At 67.5% G+C, this 15,749-nt stretch carries 16 protein-coding genes; 5 read left to right on the top strand and 11 right to left on the bottom strand.

Annotated features, from left to right (window positions below):
* The coding region (locus tag Q0379_RS15060) for a hypothetical protein (RefSeq protein WP_299010433.1) at positions 1–257 on the top strand (257 nt) is incomplete at its 5' end.
* A gap of 90 nt (positions 258–347) precedes the next feature.
* Here the strand turns inward: Q0379_RS15060 and Q0379_RS15065 are convergent.
* The 8 genes from Q0379_RS15065 to cysS all read right to left on the bottom strand — a co-directional run bounded on the left by Q0379_RS15065 (position 348) and on the right by cysS (position 7,763).
* Positions 348–1,322: a DUF6624 domain-containing protein gene (locus Q0379_RS15065; RefSeq protein ID WP_299010436.1), complete on the bottom strand. Its 975-nt coding sequence runs from the start codon at positions 1,320–1,322 to the stop codon at positions 348–350.
* A gap of 132 nt (positions 1,323–1,454) precedes the next feature.
* A complete protein-coding gene (locus Q0379_RS15070; RefSeq protein WP_299010439.1) occupies positions 1,455–2,381 on the bottom strand; it encodes a glycosyltransferase family 2 protein in 927 nt (308 codons plus the stop codon).
* The gene (gene thrS / locus Q0379_RS15075; RefSeq protein ID WP_299010442.1) at positions 2,381–4,357 is read right to left on the bottom strand and encodes a threonine--tRNA ligase; all 1,977 of its coding nucleotides are present in this window, start codon (positions 4,355–4,357) and stop codon (positions 2,381–2,383) included. Before thrS ends, Q0379_RS15070 begins: the two co-directional genes overlap by 1 nt.
* The gene (yidD, locus tag Q0379_RS15080) at positions 4,354–4,608 is read right to left on the bottom strand and encodes a membrane protein insertion efficiency factor YidD (protein ID WP_013077712.1); all 255 of its coding nucleotides are present in this window, start codon (positions 4,606–4,608) and stop codon (positions 4,354–4,356) included. Before yidD ends, thrS begins: the two co-directional genes overlap by 4 nt.
* A 52-nt stretch (positions 4,609–4,660) precedes the next feature.
* A complete protein-coding gene (locus Q0379_RS15085; RefSeq protein ID WP_299010450.1) occupies positions 4,661–5,125 on the bottom strand; it encodes an iron-sulfur cluster assembly scaffold protein in 465 nt (154 codons plus the stop codon).
* Between the two features lie 8 nt (positions 5,126–5,133).
* On the bottom strand, positions 5,134–5,595 hold the full coding sequence (locus Q0379_RS15090; RefSeq protein ID WP_299010453.1) for an SRPBCC domain-containing protein: 462 nt from the start codon (positions 5,593–5,595) through the stop codon (positions 5,134–5,136).
* Between the two features lie 9 nt (positions 5,596–5,604).
* Positions 5,605–6,366 carry a 3-oxoacyl-ACP reductase gene (locus Q0379_RS15095; protein ID WP_299010456.1) on the bottom strand — a complete coding sequence of 254 codons (762 nt, stop codon included), beginning with the start codon at positions 6,364–6,366 and terminating at the stop codon, positions 5,605–5,607.
* A gap of 5 nt (positions 6,367–6,371) precedes the next feature.
* Positions 6,372–7,763, bottom strand: a complete 1,392-nt coding sequence (cysS, locus tag Q0379_RS15100) for a cysteine--tRNA ligase (protein ID WP_299010459.1) — start codon at positions 7,761–7,763, stop codon at positions 6,372–6,374.
* A 199-nt stretch (positions 7,764–7,962) separates the two neighbouring features.
* Here cysS and folE point away from each other — a divergent pair, with 199 nt between their 5' ends.
* On the top strand, positions 7,963–8,598 hold the full coding sequence (gene folE, locus Q0379_RS15105) for a GTP cyclohydrolase I FolE (protein WP_066684186.1): 636 nt from the start codon (positions 7,963–7,965) through the stop codon (positions 8,596–8,598).
* A gap of 43 nt (positions 8,599–8,641) precedes the next feature.
* Here folE and Q0379_RS15110 read toward each other — a convergent pair whose 3' ends face one another.
* Positions 8,642–9,526 carry a DUF817 domain-containing protein gene (locus Q0379_RS15110; RefSeq protein WP_299010461.1) on the bottom strand — a complete coding sequence of 295 codons (885 nt, stop codon included), beginning with the start codon at positions 9,524–9,526 and terminating at the stop codon, positions 8,642–8,644.
* A gap of 61 nt (positions 9,527–9,587) precedes the next feature.
* Between Q0379_RS15110 and hisI the strand changes: the two genes are divergently transcribed.
* Positions 9,588–10,007 carry a phosphoribosyl-AMP cyclohydrolase gene (gene hisI / locus Q0379_RS15115; RefSeq protein ID WP_299010464.1) on the top strand — a complete coding sequence of 140 codons (420 nt, stop codon included), beginning with the start codon at positions 9,588–9,590 and terminating at the stop codon, positions 10,005–10,007.
* Entirely contained in the window at positions 9,994–10,620 is a 627-nt protein-coding gene (locus Q0379_RS15120; RefSeq protein WP_299010466.1) for a LysE family translocator, read from the top strand. Before hisI ends, Q0379_RS15120 begins: the two co-directional genes overlap by 14 nt.
* A gap of 141 nt (positions 10,621–10,761) precedes the next feature.
* Here Q0379_RS15120 and Q0379_RS15125 read toward each other — a convergent pair whose 3' ends face one another.
* Entirely contained in the window at positions 10,762–12,468 is a 1,707-nt protein-coding gene (locus Q0379_RS15125; protein ID WP_299010468.1) for an alkaline phosphatase D family protein, read from the bottom strand.
* Between the two features lie 203 nt (positions 12,469–12,671).
* A complete protein-coding gene (locus tag Q0379_RS15130) occupies positions 12,672–15,161 on the bottom strand; it encodes a TonB-dependent receptor (protein WP_299010470.1) in 2,490 nt (829 codons plus the stop codon).
* Between the two features lie 93 nt (positions 15,162–15,254).
* Here Q0379_RS15130 and Q0379_RS15135 point away from each other — a divergent pair.
* Positions 15,255–15,749, top strand: a 495-nt coding sequence (locus tag Q0379_RS15135; protein ID WP_299010473.1) for an RluA family pseudouridine synthase, incomplete at its 3' end; no start/stop codon positions are given.

The raw sequence follows: 15,749 nt of genomic DNA on the forward strand, positions 1-15,749 counted from the left end.
ACGGCATGGGCGTCGACCGGCCCCTGGCGGACAAGGTGGCGGCGGCGGTCAAGGCCGATGGCGACATCGCGCGCTCGGCGCGCAAGCCCTGGGGCCGTGAAGGCGAGTACGATCTCTGCCTGACGGCGAAGCCGGGACGGGACGCGAAGGCGATGTATGAGCGCTACCGGGCGATGCTGCCGGCGCGAAACCTCCAGGCGCCAACGTCGATCGAAGGACCGGATGGACTGAGGTTCGAGACGATCGCGCCGATGTGAGCGGACGCTGTTGGCGTCGGCTTAGGGTGGGTAGGCGACCTTCGGCGCTCTTCGATCATCCGACAGCGACGTGTCATCGAGGCGCGCGGATCATGGCACACATCCCTTGCTGCGCATCGCGACGTACGGGGCAAGAGGCGACATTCCAGCCTTCTTGCGCCACAGGTCGACAGCATTTGGGTCTTCGAGGGGTTTAGGAGACCAAACACCTGGTGCTGTGCAATCGCCCATGACGCCGAAGCGACCAGGGCGTCCCGCATAGTGCGCCGTCTGATCATACAGCATGGCGTAGTTCTGCCCCTTCGTTTCGCCCGTCTCCCAGAGCGGCTCGAGCATGGCGAGCACCTCACGCTGGAAGGCCAGGTCATGTCGGGCGTGCTGGACGATCAGCCAGGCGGCGCCGTCCGCGTCAGCGCCATAAATCGAGACCTTGTACCAGCCGTGCTCTCTGAGTTGGCCTTTCAGCCAGTCGGCGTTGGCGACATTCATGGGGCACCATTCGCCTGCGATCATCGCGTCCAGATAGGCAAGGGCGCCCTCGTCCAAGCCCTTCTCCCACGCGGTGTGAATGCCCGGCCCAAAGAAGGCTCGCAATTGAAGGGTGTCCATGGCGGAAAACTGATCCTCGGCCATCCGCCGGTACAGTTCCGCCAAGCGTGGATCGGGTTCGGCCTTGGCGCGGGCCGCCATTCTTCCCACGAGGCCATACGGCGAGGCGACCTGCGCGCCGTCGAGATACGACGCCCTCAAGGCTTCACGCCGAGCCAGCGCACCCTCGGCTTCGGCAAGTGACCGAGCATAAGCTTGAGGATCGGACGTCCGACGAACAAGCTCCATTTGCGCCGAGGCGGCGATCTGGGCTGGGCTTGCGCAAGGGCCAGCGGGCTTGGCCTGCTGAAAGCGCCCGTTTTGAAGTCGCCCAACCGCAGCGTCCACCTCGGCGGCGAACGCGGCGTCGCCTTTCTCCCGCTTTAGCGCGAAGGCTTGCTCGACGGGGATCGGGCCGCGCTCCAGCCTGATGGGCTCAGACGCGAGCAAGGCCGCAATGACGACAAGGAAGATCATAGCCCACCGTCGCTGGAAGGTGTTGTTCCGTGGGCACCGCCCACAACCACGACCCTAGGTCAGCGATCACACCGTGCGCAATCGAGCCCATCCCGGCGTCCGACTAGGGTCGAAAGCCGCCTAGCCGCGCCCCTAGATCGGCCTGCCGGTCATCTTCCAGAGCAGCGGGCGGAACACGCTCATCAGCATGATGGCCGGGGCCAGCAGGACGGCGGCCGCGAACAGCTGCAGGCTGTCGGCGCGCTTGATGAAGTAGCGGGTCAGGCCCACGCCCTTGTGGAACTCGACCTTCACCGGGTGCTCAAGGCTGGTGTGCCCGAGGTGCACGACCTGGGCCTTGGGCTGGAACAGCACCTGGCCGCCGGCGCGACGGGCGCGCCAGCACAGGTCGATGTCCTCGACGTGCAGGAAATAGCCTTCGTCGAAGCCGTTCAGGGCCTCGAAATCCTGGCGGCGCATGGCGAAGCAGGCGCCGGAAATGGTCGGCATCGGGGCGGGGCCAGTGGGCAGAGGCTCGTGCTCACGGTGGATCTCGAACGCCGCCAGCTTGCGATAGCGGCGGGTCAGCTGTCCGAAGCTGAGCACGGTGCTGATCGGCGTGACCTCGCCGCGGCGCCCGCCGCGTTGCTCGGAGCCGTCGACATTGAGCACCCGCGCGCCGACGATGGTCGGGGTCGGCTGGCCCTTGAAGGCCGTCACCAGGGCCGCGACGCAGCCCGGCTGCAGGTTGGCGTCGGGATTGAGGAAGATGATGTGCTCGCCGCCCGCGGTGGTGGCGCCCATGTTCGCGCCGCGCGCGAAACCGATATTGCCGTGGCCCTGCTTGAGGATCACGCGCGGCTCGGTCAGGGCCAGGGAGCGCAGCAGGTCCTGTTCACGAGGGCAGGAGCCGTTGTCGACAATGACGAACTCGTCGACCAGCGGCTCTGCCAGAACATGCTTGATGCTTTCGGCCAGCGCTTCTCCCGTCCGGTACACGACCATGACCACCGACACGTGCGGGCGGGCCGGGCGGGCGCCGGCGGTCAAGGTCGAAACGGACGGGAGAATGCTGTTCATCAGGCGGTCACCGTCTCCTGAACCGCCTTGGCGGCGCGCGCGCGCGCCACGTCAGGCGGCGTGGCGTCGGCGGTCAGCACGGCGATGGCCTCCTCGAGCGACAGAACGCTCTGCCCTTCGCCGCCCAGGCGACGCAAGGCCAGCTGCCTCGTCTCTGCTTCCTTACGTCCGACCACCGCGATCACTGGAACCTTGGCGAGGCTGTGCTCGCGAATCTTATAGTTGATCTTCTCATTTCGCAGGTCCAGTTCCGCGCGCATACCTAGTTTCGTCAAAGTCTCCACGACCTCGCGAGCATAGTCGTCGGCGTCCGAGGTGATCGTGGCCACGACCACCTGAGTCGGCGCTAGCCAGACAGGCAGGGCGCCCGCGAAGTTCTCCAGCAGAATGCCGATGAAACGTTCGAACGACCCCAAAATCGCACGGTGAAGCATCACGGGACGCTTCTTCGAACCGTCCTCCGAAACGTATTCGGCGTCCAATCGTTCCGGCAGAACGAAATCAAGTTGCAGGGTGCCGCACTGCCAGACCCGGCCGATGGCGTCCTTCAGCGAGAATTCCAGCTTGGGGCCGTAGAAGGCGCCCTCGCCCGGCTGCAGCACCAGGGTCTCGCCCGCCGCCTCGGCCGCCGCCGCCAGGGCGGACTCGGCCTTATCCCAGACCTCGTCCGTGCCGGCGCGCAGCTCGGGACGCGTCGAGAACTTGGTGTCCGCCAGCGTCATGCCCAGATCGTTATAGACGCTGCGCAACAGTTCGATGAACCGCGCGCTTTCCTCCGTGACCTGCTCTTCGCGGCAGAAGATGTGGGCGTCGTCCTGGGTGAAGGCGCGCACCCGCATGATGCCGTGCATGGCGCCCGACGGCTCGTAGCGGTGACAGGCGCCGAACTCGGCCATGCGCAACGGCAGTTCGCGATAGGACTTCTGGCCGACGTTGAAGATCTGGATGTGGCCGGGGCAGTTCATCGGCTTGACGGCCAGGACCTCGCCCTCGGCGCTCTCGCACATGAACATGGCGTGGCCGAACTTCTCGGCGTGGCCCGACTTCTCCCACAGGCTCTTATCGAGGATCTGCGGGGTCTTCACCTCCTTGTAGCCGGCCGCGTCCAGGCGACGGCGCATGTAGTCCTCGAGCACGCGATACAGCGCCCAGCCCTTCGGGTGCCAGAACACCATGCCCTTGCCCTCTTCCTGGATGTGGAAGAGGTCCATGGTCTTGCCGAGCTTGCGGTGATCGCGCTTCTCGGCTTCCTCAATACGCTTGAGGTAGGCGTCGAGGTCGGCTTCCGACGCCCAGGCCGTGCCGTAGATGCGCTGCAGCTGGGCGTTGTTCTGGTCGCCGCGCCAGTAGGCGCCGGCCAGCTTCGTCAGCTTGAAGGCCTTGCCGACGTGCTTGGTCGACGGCAGGTGCGGGCCGCGGCACAGGTCCTTCCAGGCGCCCTGGCGATAGACCGTAATCGTGTCCGTGGCCGGCAGGTCACGGATGATCTGAGCCTTGTACTGCTCGCCGATCTCGTCGAAGTGCTTGATGGCCTCTTCGCGGTCCCAGACCTCGCGCGAGATCTTCTCGTCGCGATCGACGATCTCCTTCATGCGCTTTTCGATCTTTTCCAGATCGTCCAGGCTGAACGGCTCGTCGCGGGCGAAGTCGTAGTAGAAGCCGTCCTCGACGTTCGGGCCGATCGTCACCTGGGTGCCGGGGAACAGCTCCTGCACCGCCTCGGCCAGCACGTGGGCCGTGTCGTGGCGGATGGTGTCGAGCGCCTCGGGGGCCTCGCGCGTCAGAATCTCGAACTTGCGCTCGCCCGTCAGCAGGTCGGGCGTCAGCGGACGGTCGAGGTCCAGCAGCTGGCCGTCCAGCTTGATCAGCAGGGCCTTCTTTTCCAGCGACTTGGAGATGGCGGCGGCGACATCGCGGCCCGTGGCGCCGTCCGGATACTGTCGCGAGGAGCCGTCGGGGAAAACCAGATCGATCATTCTTCACATTTCCACTTGCGTGGCTGGTGTCGCGGCGGCGGCGGGTCGTAGCCCGAACCACCAAACGGATTGCAGCGGCAAATCCGTCGCAAACCCAGCCAGGAGCCCTTGAGCGGGCCATGTTCCTTGAGAGCGGCGGCCGTGTACTCCGAACAGCTCGGCGTAAAGCGGCACTGACGCCCGATGAGAGGCGAGAGCGTCAACTTGTAGGCTCTAAGGCCAAGGTCGACGGTGCGTTCGTAGAGGGTCATGCCGGCGCGCGTACTGCTGTTGAGCGGTTACACACCCCTGAAAGGGTTGCGATCAAGCCGCGCCGGCGGTGCTAGTTCGCGTTTCGGCGGCGCCTGTGGCCTTGCGGACAGCCTCGACCGTCGCCTCGAACGCCAGCAGCGTCGAGGCGTGACGAGCGGGATAGTCCTTGACCGGCTCCAGCACGGCGAGCTCCGCAAATCGGCCCGCGGGAGGCGAACCGTTCGACTTCAGCATAGCGATAAGCGACTCCCGCGCCAACTCGATCTCGGAAAGATCAGCGCCCACGACGCTCTGGCCCAGGATGGCGGCAGACGCCTGACCCAGCGCGCAGGCGCTGACGTCCTGGGCGAAGTCGACGACCTTGCCGTCCTCGCCGACCACCACATCGACCGTGATCTTGCTGCCGCACAGCTTGGCGACCTTCTCGCTGCTGGCGTCGGGCGCGGGCAGGCGTCCGGCGCGCGGCATGTTGGCCACGAGCGTCAGGATTTTCGCGCTGTACAGGTCGTCGATCATCGCGCGCCTTAGATGGGAGCCCCGCCGCGCTCGGACCAGAGGGCCTCGGCGCGGTCGCGGACCGCCTCGCCCATCGCGGTGAAGGCGGCCTTCAGCTTGCGGCGCTCCTCGCGGCTGACCCAGCGCACCAGCATGCCCATGAACAGCTCGCCATTCGAGAAGGTCGAGTTGGCGGGCCCCATGTTCTCGATCTCGAGATAGCGGATCGCGGTGACGAGGCCGCCGACGCGGGTCGAGCGCCAGTGCAGCTGCTCGTACGGCACCCAGTCCTGGACGATCGGTTGGATGACGCGCGGCGCCTCGCCGGGCAGGTGCTGCTCCAGCACCAGGGCGGTGCCGATCTTCATCTGCCCCTCGGCCCGGCGGTAGAGCGGGTTCCAGTGCGTCCAGCTCTCGAACTCGGAGACGACCTCCCAGACGATCTCGGCGGGGGCCTGGACCCCGATGCGGTGTTCGACGGCGCGTTTCATGCGGACTTCTTAATCTCTCACCAGGCCGCCATCCACCACCAGGTTCTGGCCGGTGACGGCGCGGCTCCAGGGGGAGGCGAAGAACAGGACCGCGTCGGCGAACTCGGCTGGCGTGGTGACGCGACGCAGCGGCGTGCTCTGGGCGATCAAGTCGAAGATCGCCTCGGGCGTCGCGGCGCTGGCGTCGGTGACGCGCAAGAGGCCGCCCGAGACCATGTTGACCGTAACGCCGCTGGGACCAAGATCGCCCGCCGCCGTGCGGGTCAGCGACAGCAGGGCGGCCTTGGCGGCGGTGTAGTCGTGATAGGGCACGACCGGGTTCTGGAACAGGTTGGTGCCGATATTGACGATCCGCCCCCAGCCTGCCGCCTCCATCGCCGGCGCCGCGGCCTGGATCAGGTTCAACGACCCGCGCAAGGCCACCTCCATCTGACCCAGGAAGTCGTCCCAGCCGATCGTCTGGATTTTCTCGCGCCCGTCGCCGTTGAAGCTGAAATCGCCCAGAGCGTTGTTGACCACCGTCGTGACGTGATGGCCGAAGGCCTCGGCCGCGTCATTGACCAGCCGCCGCGCCTCCAGGGGGTCGGAGACGTCGGCCCGGATGGCCACGGCGCGCTGGCCGAGCTCGGCGACCAGCGCCTTGGCCTGAGCTTCGCTGCGGCGGTAGTTCACCGCCACCTGGGCCCCGTTCTCGACGAAGGCGCGCGCGATGGCCGCCCCCAGCCCCCGGCCGGCGCCGGAGACCAGGACAACCTGCTTTTCGAAGGTCATCGCGCCTAGTCCTTCATCCGCCAGGTCGCGCCCGCCGGACCGTCCATGACCACCACGCCCAGGGCGTCCAGCTCGGCGCGGATCGCGTCGGCGGCCGGCCAGTCCTTGGCCGTGCGGGCCGCCACGCGCTTGGCCAGCAGGTCCTCGACCTTGGCCTTCAGCTCGTCGGAGGCGTCGCCTTCGAACCAGCTGTCCGGATCGGCCTGCAGGAAGCCCAGCAGGGCGCCGGCCTCCAGCAGGCGGGCCTTGTTGGCGGCGATGGCGACGGTGTCGCCGGCCGTCACGGCCTTTTCGATCAGGCTCGACACCTCGAAGAAGGCCGAGGTCGCCAGCGGCGTGTTCAGGTCGTCAAGCAGGGCGGCCATGACCTCGGCCGGAGCCTCCATGGCCTGGTCGGGGGCGACGTCCTTGGCGCGACGCAGGGCGCCGTACAGGCGGTCCAGCGACTTCTTGGACTGCTCCAGAAGCTCCGGCGTCCAGTCCAGCGGCTGGCGGTAGTGGGCCGACAGCAGCGCCCAGCGGATCACCTCGCCCGGAACCGTCTTCAGCAGTTCGTGCGGAATGATCACATTGCCCAGGCTCTTGGACATCTTCTCCCCGCCCATGTCGAGGAAGCCGTTGTGCATCCAGTAGTTGGCCAGCACCGCCGTCTTGTGGGCGCAGCGGCTCTGGGCGACCTCGTTCTCGTGGTGCGGGAAGGTCAGGTCGATGCCGCCGGCGTGGATGTCGATCGTCTTGCCCAGCGCCTTGTCGATCATGGCCGAGCATTCGATGTGCCAGCCCGGACGGCCCGCGCCCCAGGGGCTGTCCCACTCGGGCTCGTTTTCCTTAGACGGCTTCCACAGCACGAAGTCGGCCGGATGGCGCTTGTAGGGGGCGACCTCGACGCGGGCGCCGGCGATCATCTCGTCCAGCGGCCGCCCCGACAGCTGGCCGTAGTCGGCGAAGCTCTGGGTGTCGAACAGCACGTGGCCCTCGGCGGCGTAGGCGCTGCCGTTGTCGACCAGCTGGCCGATCATCTCCAGGATAGCCCCGATGTGCTCGGTCGCCTTGGGCTCGAGGTTCGGCCGCAGGGCGCCCAGGGCGTCGGCGTCCTGGTGGTAGGCCGCCAGATAGCGCTCGGTGATCACGCTGATCGGCACGCCCTCGTCGGCGGCCTTCTTGTTGATCTTGTCGTCCACGTCCGTGACGTTGCGGGCGTAGACCACCGCGTCGTCGCCATAGAGGTGGCGCAGCACGCGATACAGCACGTCGAACACCACCACCGGCCGGAAATTGCCGATATGGGCGTGGTTGTAGACCGTGGGTCCGCAGACATACATCGTCACCCGCTTGGGATCGGCGGGGACGAAGTCGCGCTTCTCGCGCGCCAGGGTGTCGTGGATCTTCAGGGTCATAGGGTCGCAGTGCTGTGACGTAAGGAGAGGTTGCTCCGGGACGGAGCCGGCTCCATATATCCTTCGGATACGGATTGGGCCACGCCCAACGATGCGTCCGCGGCGACGCTTCGACCGTAGCTGTGAAACGGGTGGCACGCGTCATTCCAGGACGACCGGCGTCCTGGCGCAACTCAGCCCGTGGAAAGAACCCTCTGACATGGACGCCCTAGCCCGCGAGCGAACCCTGATCGGCAGCGATGACGGTCTTGATCTTGAACCCGCCGAGCGCCCCTCCCGCGAGGAAGCCATGGCCGCCGTCCGGACCCTCCTGGCCTGGGCCGGCGACAATCCCGAGCGCGAGGGCCTGATCGACACGCCCAAGCGCGTGGTCGACGCCTTCGAGGAGTGGTTCGCCGGCTACCAGGGCGATCCGGCCAAGGAACTGTCGCGCACCTTCGAGGACGTGCAGGGCTACGACGACATGGTCATGCTGCGCGGCATCGACGTGCAGAGCCACTGCGAACACCACATGGCGCCGTTCCTGGGCAAGGCCTGGGTCGCCTACATGCCGACCGGCAAGGTCGTCGGCCTGTCGAAGCTGGCGCGCCTGGTCGAGATCTTCGCCAAGCGTCTCCAGACCCAGGAGACCATGACCATGCAGATCGCCGACGCCATCGAGGATCACCTCTCGGCCGCCGGCGTCGCCGTGCTGATCGACGCCGAGCACCAGTGCATGAGCACCCGCGGCGTCCACCACCACGACGTCTCGACGATCACCACCCAGTTCCGCGGCGTCTTCAAGACCGACAAGGTCCTGCAGCAGCGGTTCATGGATCTGGTGGTCAGGAAGTAGGAGCAAGATTCTCCCCCGCATCGCGGGGGAGGAACGATCCCCCCTAAGCCGCCACCCGGATCCCCTGCCGGATCCGCGCCACGCAGGCGTCCACCGGACGATGCACCAGCGTCACCAACACGAAGCTGATCAGCATCAGCAGGTACCAGGCGCCCATCTTCTCGATCGGCACCATGCGCCAGCCCGCCGCCTGGCTTGGATAGATCCAGGCCCCGGCGAAGGTGCCGAGGTTCTCGGCGAACCAGATGAACAGCGAGACCAGCAGCGCGCCCATCAGCATGGGCATGCGGCGCGGCGTTTGATCAGGCGTGAACAGGAACCAGGTCCGGCCAAACAGCAGCGCCGACAGGGCGAAGAGCCCCAAGCGGATGTCGGTGACATAGTGGTGCGTAAAGAAGTTCAGATAGATCAGCACCGCCAGGATATGCGTGGTCCAGAAAGGCGGATAGCGCACGAAGGTGACGTCGAAGAGCCGCCATATGCGGGCGATATAGCTGCCGACACAGGCGTACATGAAGCCGGTGAACAGCGGCACGCCGCCGATCCGTAGCAGGCTGGGCTCGGGATAGATCCATGACCCATGGGCGGTCTTGAACAGCTCCATGACCGTGCCGACGACGTGGAACATGAAGATGACCAGCGCCTCGTCCCAGCGCTCCAGCTTCAGCGCCAGCAGCGCGGCCTGGATGGCGACCGAGGCGATGACCAGAAAGTCGTAGCGGGCCAGCGGCGCGTGCTCGGGCCACAGCAGCTTGGTGCCGACCAGCAGCGCCAGCATCAGGGCGCCGAACAGGCACGCCCACGCCTGCTTCAGGCCAAACAGCAGGAACTCGTAGGCGTAGCCATGCCAGCGCGAGCGCCGGGCCCAGGGCCGGGCCCAGACGTCCAGCGCCGCCACCGCAGCCTTGATCCGATCCTTGAGGTTCATCTCGCCCCCGCAAGCGCGGGGAAGCTAGCGCGCCTGCCCCGCCTGCGCCATATGTGGCGCCATGAGCACGCCCCTGTTCCCGCACGCCCACGACAAGCACGCCCTAGAGCGGGGTTCCGACCTCGCGCCGCGCTTCAACGCCGACGGCCTGGTCGTGGCGGTGGCCCAACACGCCGACACGGGTGAGATCCTGATGCTGGCCTGGATGAACGACCAGGCGCTAAAGCTGACGGTCGACACTGGCATCGCCCACTATTTCAGCCGCTCGCGGGGCGAACTCTGGAAGAAGGGCGAGACCAGCGGCCAGCTGCAGGACGTCGTCGAGCTGCGCGTCGACTGCGACCAGGACGCCGTGCTGCTGAAGGTGCGCCCGCGCGGCGACGGCGGCGCCTGCCACGTCGGGTTCCGCTCGTGCTTCTATCGCGTGCTGGAGGACGGCAAGCTGGTCGAGCGCGAAAAGCCGCTCCATGACCACGACTGAGGCCCTCGTCGCTTTCTCGCTGGCGGCGGGTCTGCTGACCCTGACGCCGGGCCTGGACACCGCCCTCGTCATCCGCACGGCGGCCGCGGAGGGCCCGCGCCGCGCGACCGGCGCGGCGATCGGCATCGGGCTCGGCTGTCTGATCTGGGGCGCGGCGGCCTCGTTCGGGGTCGGCGCGCTGCTGACCGCCTCGGAGATGGCCTACACGGTGCTGAAGTGGGTGGGCGCCCTGTTCCTGGCCTGGACCGGGATCAAGATGATCCTCAAGCCCCGCGACCAGTTCGAGCCGGGCGAGATGAGACCGGTCGACGCCGGACCGATCGCCGCCTTGCGCCGAGGCCTCCTGACCAACCTGCTCAATCCCAAGGTCGGGGTGTTCTACGTCTCGTTCCTGCCGCAGTTCATGCCGGCGGGCGTCGACCCGGCGCGCTTTGGCCTGCTGCTCACGACCATCCACGTCGTCGAAGGCCTGCTGTGGTTCGCCGCCCTGATCGCCGCCACCGTGCCGATCACCGGCCTGCTGCGCGCGCCGGTCGTGGTGCGGTGGCTGGACAGGATCACCGGCTGCGTCTTCGTGGCTTTCGGCCTGCGGCTGGCGCTGGAGCGGCGGTGAGCCTGCGCTAGATCCTCCCCCGCATCGCGGGGGAGGTGGCCCAGAGGGCCGGAGGGGGCTAACGCGGCGTTCGCCCAGCTTGCCCCCTCAGTCGCTCCGCGACAGCTCCCCCGCATCGCAGGGGAGCATCCTGAAGTCGCCCTACCCCTCCTTCAACGCCTCCACCCCGCCGTCGGCCGCCGGGGTCACTACGAAGCGCTTGAGCACGCTGGTCTCGTACTTCGGATCCAGGATGGTCGAGACCATCATCAGGTCGCCCGTGGCCTTGCCGTGCTCCAGCGTCAGCAGAACGAAGCCCTTGGCGCTGCCGTGGCTGTAGCGGACTTCCTTGTTGCGCTGGACGAAGGCCTCGCCGATCGGGGCGCCGGGCATCAGGTCGCCATAGCCGGGCGAGGTGATCGAGGTCGCGCCGAACTCGGCGGCCACCCGCTTATCGCCCGCGTCGTTCCACAGCTCGTTGACCCAGAACATGTGGCTGTCGCCGGCCAGCACGATCGGCCGCGCCTTGGCGGCGGTGAAGATGTCATAGACCCGCTGGCGGTCGGCCGGATAGCCGTCCCAGGCGTCGAGGTTCGACGGAATGTCGTAGGCCGACATCGCCACGGACTGGGCGACACGCTTCTTGGCGTAGTCGGGCAGCTGGGCCACCAAGGCCCCGAACTTCTCCTCGCCCATCGTCTTCTGGAGGTTGGGCGTGGCGACGCGCGCCATGACCACCTGGTTGCCCAGCACCTGCCAGGCCGTGCCGGCCTTGACCGAAGCCTGGACCTGGCTGGCCAACCAGCGCTCCTGATCCTGGCCCATCATCCGGCGCGAAGGATCCTTCCACTTGGCGACGAAGGCCGCGACATCCGGCTTGCCGTCAACGATCGGCAGGTCGGTCTCATAGTCCAGTTCATGCGTGCGCGCGGTCAGCCGCGTCTCGGTCATCAGCAGGGTGGCCACGTCGCCGAACTGGAAGCCGCGCCAAGCGGCCTCCGGTAGGGTTCCCGGCGCCGCTTCGCGGATGGGCATCCACTCGTAATAGGCCTTCAGCGCGGCGGCCTTGCGCGTGGCCCAGTCGCCCTCGGTCTTCGGCTGATGGTTCTCGGCCCCGCCGACCCAGCTGTCGTTGGCGGTCTCGTGGTCGTCCCAGACCACGATCCACGGCGCGCGGGCGTGAGCGGCCTGCAGCATCGGGTCGGTCTTGTAGAGACGGTGCCGGCGGCGATAGTCGTCCAGGGTGACGATCTCGTGCGGCGGGTCGGGCATGCGCGTCTTGGCGGTCGGCGAGTTCATGCCGTAGTCGCCCGGCGCGGCGCCGTACTCGTAGATGTAGTCGCCCAGGTGCAGGACGGCGTCGACGCGCGGCAGCTTGGCGATCGCGTCGTAGGCGTTGAAGTAGCCGTTCGGATAGAGGCTGCACGAGGTGACCGCCAGGACGACGTCCTTGACGGCGCCGGCCGACAGGGTGCGCGTGCGGCCGACCACCGCCTCGCCCACGGCCTCGCCCGCCCGGCTGGCGCGGAAGCGGTAGTAGTACTCGGTCCCGGGCTTCAGGCCGGTGACGTCGATCTTGACCGTGTGGTCGCGGCCGGCGTCGGTCGTGGCGTGGCCTTGACGGACGATGGTCTTGAAGTCCGGATCGATCGCGACGTCCCAGCGCACGCCCACCGGCAGCTTGGCGCCGGGCGCCGTCACCCGCGTCCACAGGATCACGCGATCCTGCAAGGGGTCGCCCGAGGCGACGCCGTGCTCGAAACGGACAGGCCCGTCATGCAGGCCCTTGACCGTGGCGGCCGCGGCCTCGCCGGCGGCGGCGCCGGAGAGACCCAGGAGGCCCAGAAGCTTGCGGCGGTCGATAGTCATGATGCGCTCTCCCCCAGATACGCGGAACGAGACAATGGAAAGAGGATGCTGTCCAGCAGCCTCCAAACCCGGCCTTCCCGGCGAATGCCGGGATCCAGATCCCTGGAAGCCGGGGTGGGCTGGAAACGCGCCGCGCTTCTGGAGCCACCCCAGAATTTTCCATCTGGACCCCGGCATTCGCCGGGGAGATCGGTTGTTTTGGTCTAGTGACGGAACGTGATCCCCACGCCCATGAAGCGCGGCTTGCCGGCGATGAAGGTCGGGATGCCGAAGCTGTCCCCGGTATTGCCCGCGTCCTTCAGGTAGCTGACGTCACCCAGGTTCTCGACGAAGGCCTCGACCTTCCAGCGATCGTCCACCGCGCCGAAGCCGACGCGCACGTTCAGCAGGCCATAGGCTTTCTGGAACTCGTCGACCTTGGTGTCGGGGAACAGGCCCGACGACTGCAGGTCGCTGCGGTCGTTGTCGTCGTCGAAGAACATCTTCGAGCGCCAGGTGTAGGTGGGCGTGAAGGTCAGCTTGCCGCCCAGGGCCTCACGGCTGAACGCGGCGCCGGCCGAGAAGCTCTGGTCAGGCGACAGGCGGAAGGAGTTGCCCTTGCGCAGGCCGCTTTCGAGGCGGGCGTGGTTGTAGGCGTAGGTCGTGAACAGGGTCCAGTAGTCGCCGGCCTGCAGGCGGGCCTCGCCCTCGAAGCCGTAGGCCTTGGCCTTGCCCGCGTTCAGGGTCACGACCTGCGCGCCCTGGCGGAAGCTGGTGGCGAAGTTGTCGTAGTCGTAGCGGAAGACCGCGCCCGACAGATAGAGGCGGCCGTCCAGGACCTTGCCCTTGGCGCCGGCCTCGTAGCTGTCAACCGTCTCGGACGCCACGACGTTGAAGCGGGCGGCGCCCAGCGGCGCCGACGGCGCGCTGGACGAGATTACGTCCGGGCGACGGCCCCGGGCGTAGGACGCGTAGAGGCTGAGGTTGTCGGCCGGCTCATAGCGACCGACCACGCGCCAGGTCAGGCCATTGTCGTCGATCGACTTGGCGAAGGTGTCGCCGTTGTTGGTGGTCGGCTGGGTGATCAGGCCCACGGTCGGCAGCAGCGGATTGTTCACGGCGTTCGGCTGCGCGGCCAGGAACAGGTTGGTCGCGGTCGGCGCGGCCAGCAGGATCCCCAGGATCGAGCGACCGTTCTGGACGTTCGAGCGGTAGGCCGCCCAGCGGTCTTCGCTGGTGTAGCGGATGCCGGCGGTGATCTCGAACTTGTCCGTCAGCTTGAACGTGCCGTCGGCATAGACGTCATAGGCGGTGTTCTCGCCGTAGTTGGCGAATTCCTCGCGGTGGATCGGCTTCAGGTTCGAGACGATGCCGGGCGCGATCGAGGCCGGAATGCCGAAGCCCAGCTGCAACACTTGCGCCAGGTAGGCCGGGTTGGTCAGATAGGCCAGCGGCTGCGGGTTCGGGCGGCTGATGCCCAGCGGCGTATTGCCGGCCAGCAGGGCCAGCACGAGACGTTCGTCATACTGTCCAGGAATCCGCCACGAGCCGGTCTCGTGGAAGTAGTTGGCGCCGACGAAGCCCGAGAACCGGCCGCCGGCGTCGTAGCGCAGACGCAGCTCCTGGCTCTGCTGGCGGCCTTGAGCGTCCTCGGCGAAGGTCAGGATCGGCAGGGACGAGCCATCCGGATCGAACACCTCGACGGAGTGGAAGGCGCGGGTGGCGGTGATCGACGACAGGGTCCAGCTGTCGCTGATCTTGTACTCGGCCAGGGCCGTCAGGCCGTAGACCTTGCGCTCGAGGCCCAGCGGCGCGCCGCCCTCGAAACCCGCGCCCGGCGCCAGGGTGGCGGCCGAGGAGACGCCGGTGTCGCCCAGGACCTCGCCGGTGATCGGATTGGTCGGGTTGAAGGTGTGGCTCTTGAACGAGGTGCCGCTCGTGGAATCTTCCTGGTAGTTGCCGATCAGATCCAGCTTCAGCGGGCCCGGCTCCAGGTGATAGGCCGCGCGCACGGCCTTGGTGTTGGTCGAGTTGTAGGCGTCGCCGCCGGCCGCGTCGTCGACATAGCCGTCGTTCTTGCGAGCGCGGGCGGCGATGCGCAGGGCGCTGCCGTCGCCGAACGCGAAGTTGACCATGCCCTCGCCGACGAAATAGCCGCCCGTGCCGCCTTCGGTCTTCAGCAGCCAGTCGTTCTTGGCCGGATTGGCCTTGTTCTGCACCAGGTTCACCGCGCCGATCAGGGCGCCGCGGCCGAACAGGGTCGATTGCGGGCCCTTGGCGACCTCGACCCGCTCCATGTCGAACAGCTCGACATACGAGCCGCGCGAACGCGAGATCGGCACGCCGTCCTGATAGATCGACACCCGCGTCTCGTCGGTGGCCGAGCCGGAGTCCGAGGTGATGCCGCGCATCACGAAGCCGGAGTTGTTGTTCGACTGGTTCTGCACCAGGAACCCTGGGGTGAAGGCCGACAGCTCGTCGAACGCCTTGACGCCGATCGCCTCCAGGAACTTGCCGGAATAGGCGGTGACCGCCATCGGCACCTCGACCGGGTCCTGCGCGCGCTTCTGGGCGGTGATGACGACCTCGCCCAGGCGGGTATCCTGCTCCTCGGCGGTCGGCGCCGCGGGCGCGTCGGCGGCGAAGGCCGGGGCGGCGGCCGCCAGGGCCAGAAGGCTGGCGGTCAACAGCGTGGTGGTGCGGAAAGCGCGCATCGACTATCCCCCTGAATGCGAAACTCGATCTGGCCCGTAGGCATGGCGCGTGTCGTTGGTGCGACGGACGTGTGAAGGAGCAATGAAACCCAGGTGACGCGCGCGGAAGACAGGCTGGACGACGACGTCCTCGACGACGCCGTATCCGAGGAGGGCGGTGAGGCCCTGACGGCCGTCCTGCCGCCGGAACTGGCCGGTCAGCGGCTGGACAAGGCGCTGGCGGCGCTGCTTCCCGACCTGTCGCGCGCGCGGTTGCAAGCGCTGATCGCCGAGGGCCGCCTGGCGCTGGACGGCCAGCTGGTCACCGACGCCTCCCGCAAGGCCAAGGCGGGAACCTACATCCTGCTTGTCCCGCCGCCGATCCCGGCGGATCCCGAGCCGGAGGCCATTCCGCTGGCCGTGCTCTACGAAGACGCGCACCTGATCGTGGTCGACAAGCCGGCCGGCATGGCCGTCCATCCCGCCCCCGGCAGCCTGACCGGCACCCTGGTCAACGCCCTGCTGCACCACTGCGGCGACAGCCTGTCGGGCGTCGGCGGCGTCGCGCGGCCCGGCATCGTCCATCGTCTGGACAAGGACACCTCGGGC

Origin of the sequence: uncultured Caulobacter sp. (assembly GCF_937900395.1) — a bacterium.
Classification (GTDB): Bacteria; Pseudomonadota; Alphaproteobacteria; order Caulobacterales; family Caulobacteraceae; genus Caulobacter.

What these genes read in the sequence shown, in the direction of transcription:
- Q0379_RS15065 (WP_299010436.1), bottom strand. Translation starts at nt 1,322, where the DNA reads ATGATCTTCCTTGTCGTCATTGCGGCCTTGCTCGCGTCTGAGCCCATC.
- thrS (WP_299010442.1), bottom strand. Translation starts at nt 4,357, where the DNA reads ATGATCGATCTGGTTTTCCCCGACGGCTCCTCGCGACAGTATCCGGAC.
- hisI (WP_299010464.1), top strand. Translation starts at nt 9,588, where the DNA reads ATGAGCACGCCCCTGTTCCCGCACGCCCACGACAAGCACGCCCTAGAG.
- Q0379_RS15090 (WP_299010453.1), bottom strand. Translation starts at nt 5,595, where the DNA reads ATGAAACGCGCCGTCGAACACCGCATCGGGGTCCAGGCCCCCGCCGAG.
- yidD (WP_013077712.1), bottom strand. Translation starts at nt 4,608, where the DNA reads ATGACCCTCTACGAACGCACCGTCGACCTTGGCCTTAGAGCCTACAAG.
- Q0379_RS15125 (WP_299010468.1), bottom strand. Translation starts at nt 12,468, where the DNA reads ATGACTATCGACCGCCGCAAGCTTCTGGGCCTCCTGGGTCTCTCCGGC.
- cysS (WP_299010459.1), bottom strand. Translation starts at nt 7,763, where the DNA reads ATGACCCTGAAGATCCACGACACCCTGGCGCGCGAGAAGCGCGACTTC.
- folE (WP_066684186.1), top strand. Translation starts at nt 7,963, where the DNA reads ATGGACGCCCTAGCCCGCGAGCGAACCCTGATCGGCAGCGATGACGGT.
- Q0379_RS15095 (WP_299010456.1), bottom strand. Translation starts at nt 6,366, where the DNA reads ATGACCTTCGAAAAGCAGGTTGTCCTGGTCTCCGGCGCCGGCCGGGGG.
- Q0379_RS15130 (WP_299010470.1), bottom strand. Translation starts at nt 15,161, where the DNA reads ATGCGCGCTTTCCGCACCACCACGCTGTTGACCGCCAGCCTTCTGGCC.
- Q0379_RS15085 (WP_299010450.1), bottom strand. Translation starts at nt 5,125, where the DNA reads ATGATCGACGACCTGTACAGCGCGAAAATCCTGACGCTCGTGGCCAAC.
- Q0379_RS15070 (WP_299010439.1), bottom strand. Translation starts at nt 2,381, where the DNA reads ATGAACAGCATTCTCCCGTCCGTTTCGACCTTGACCGCCGGCGCCCGC.
- Q0379_RS15120 (WP_299010466.1), top strand. Translation starts at nt 9,994, where the DNA reads ATGACCACGACTGAGGCCCTCGTCGCTTTCTCGCTGGCGGCGGGTCTG.
- Q0379_RS15110 (WP_299010461.1), bottom strand. Translation starts at nt 9,526, where the DNA reads ATGAACCTCAAGGATCGGATCAAGGCTGCGGTGGCGGCGCTGGACGTC.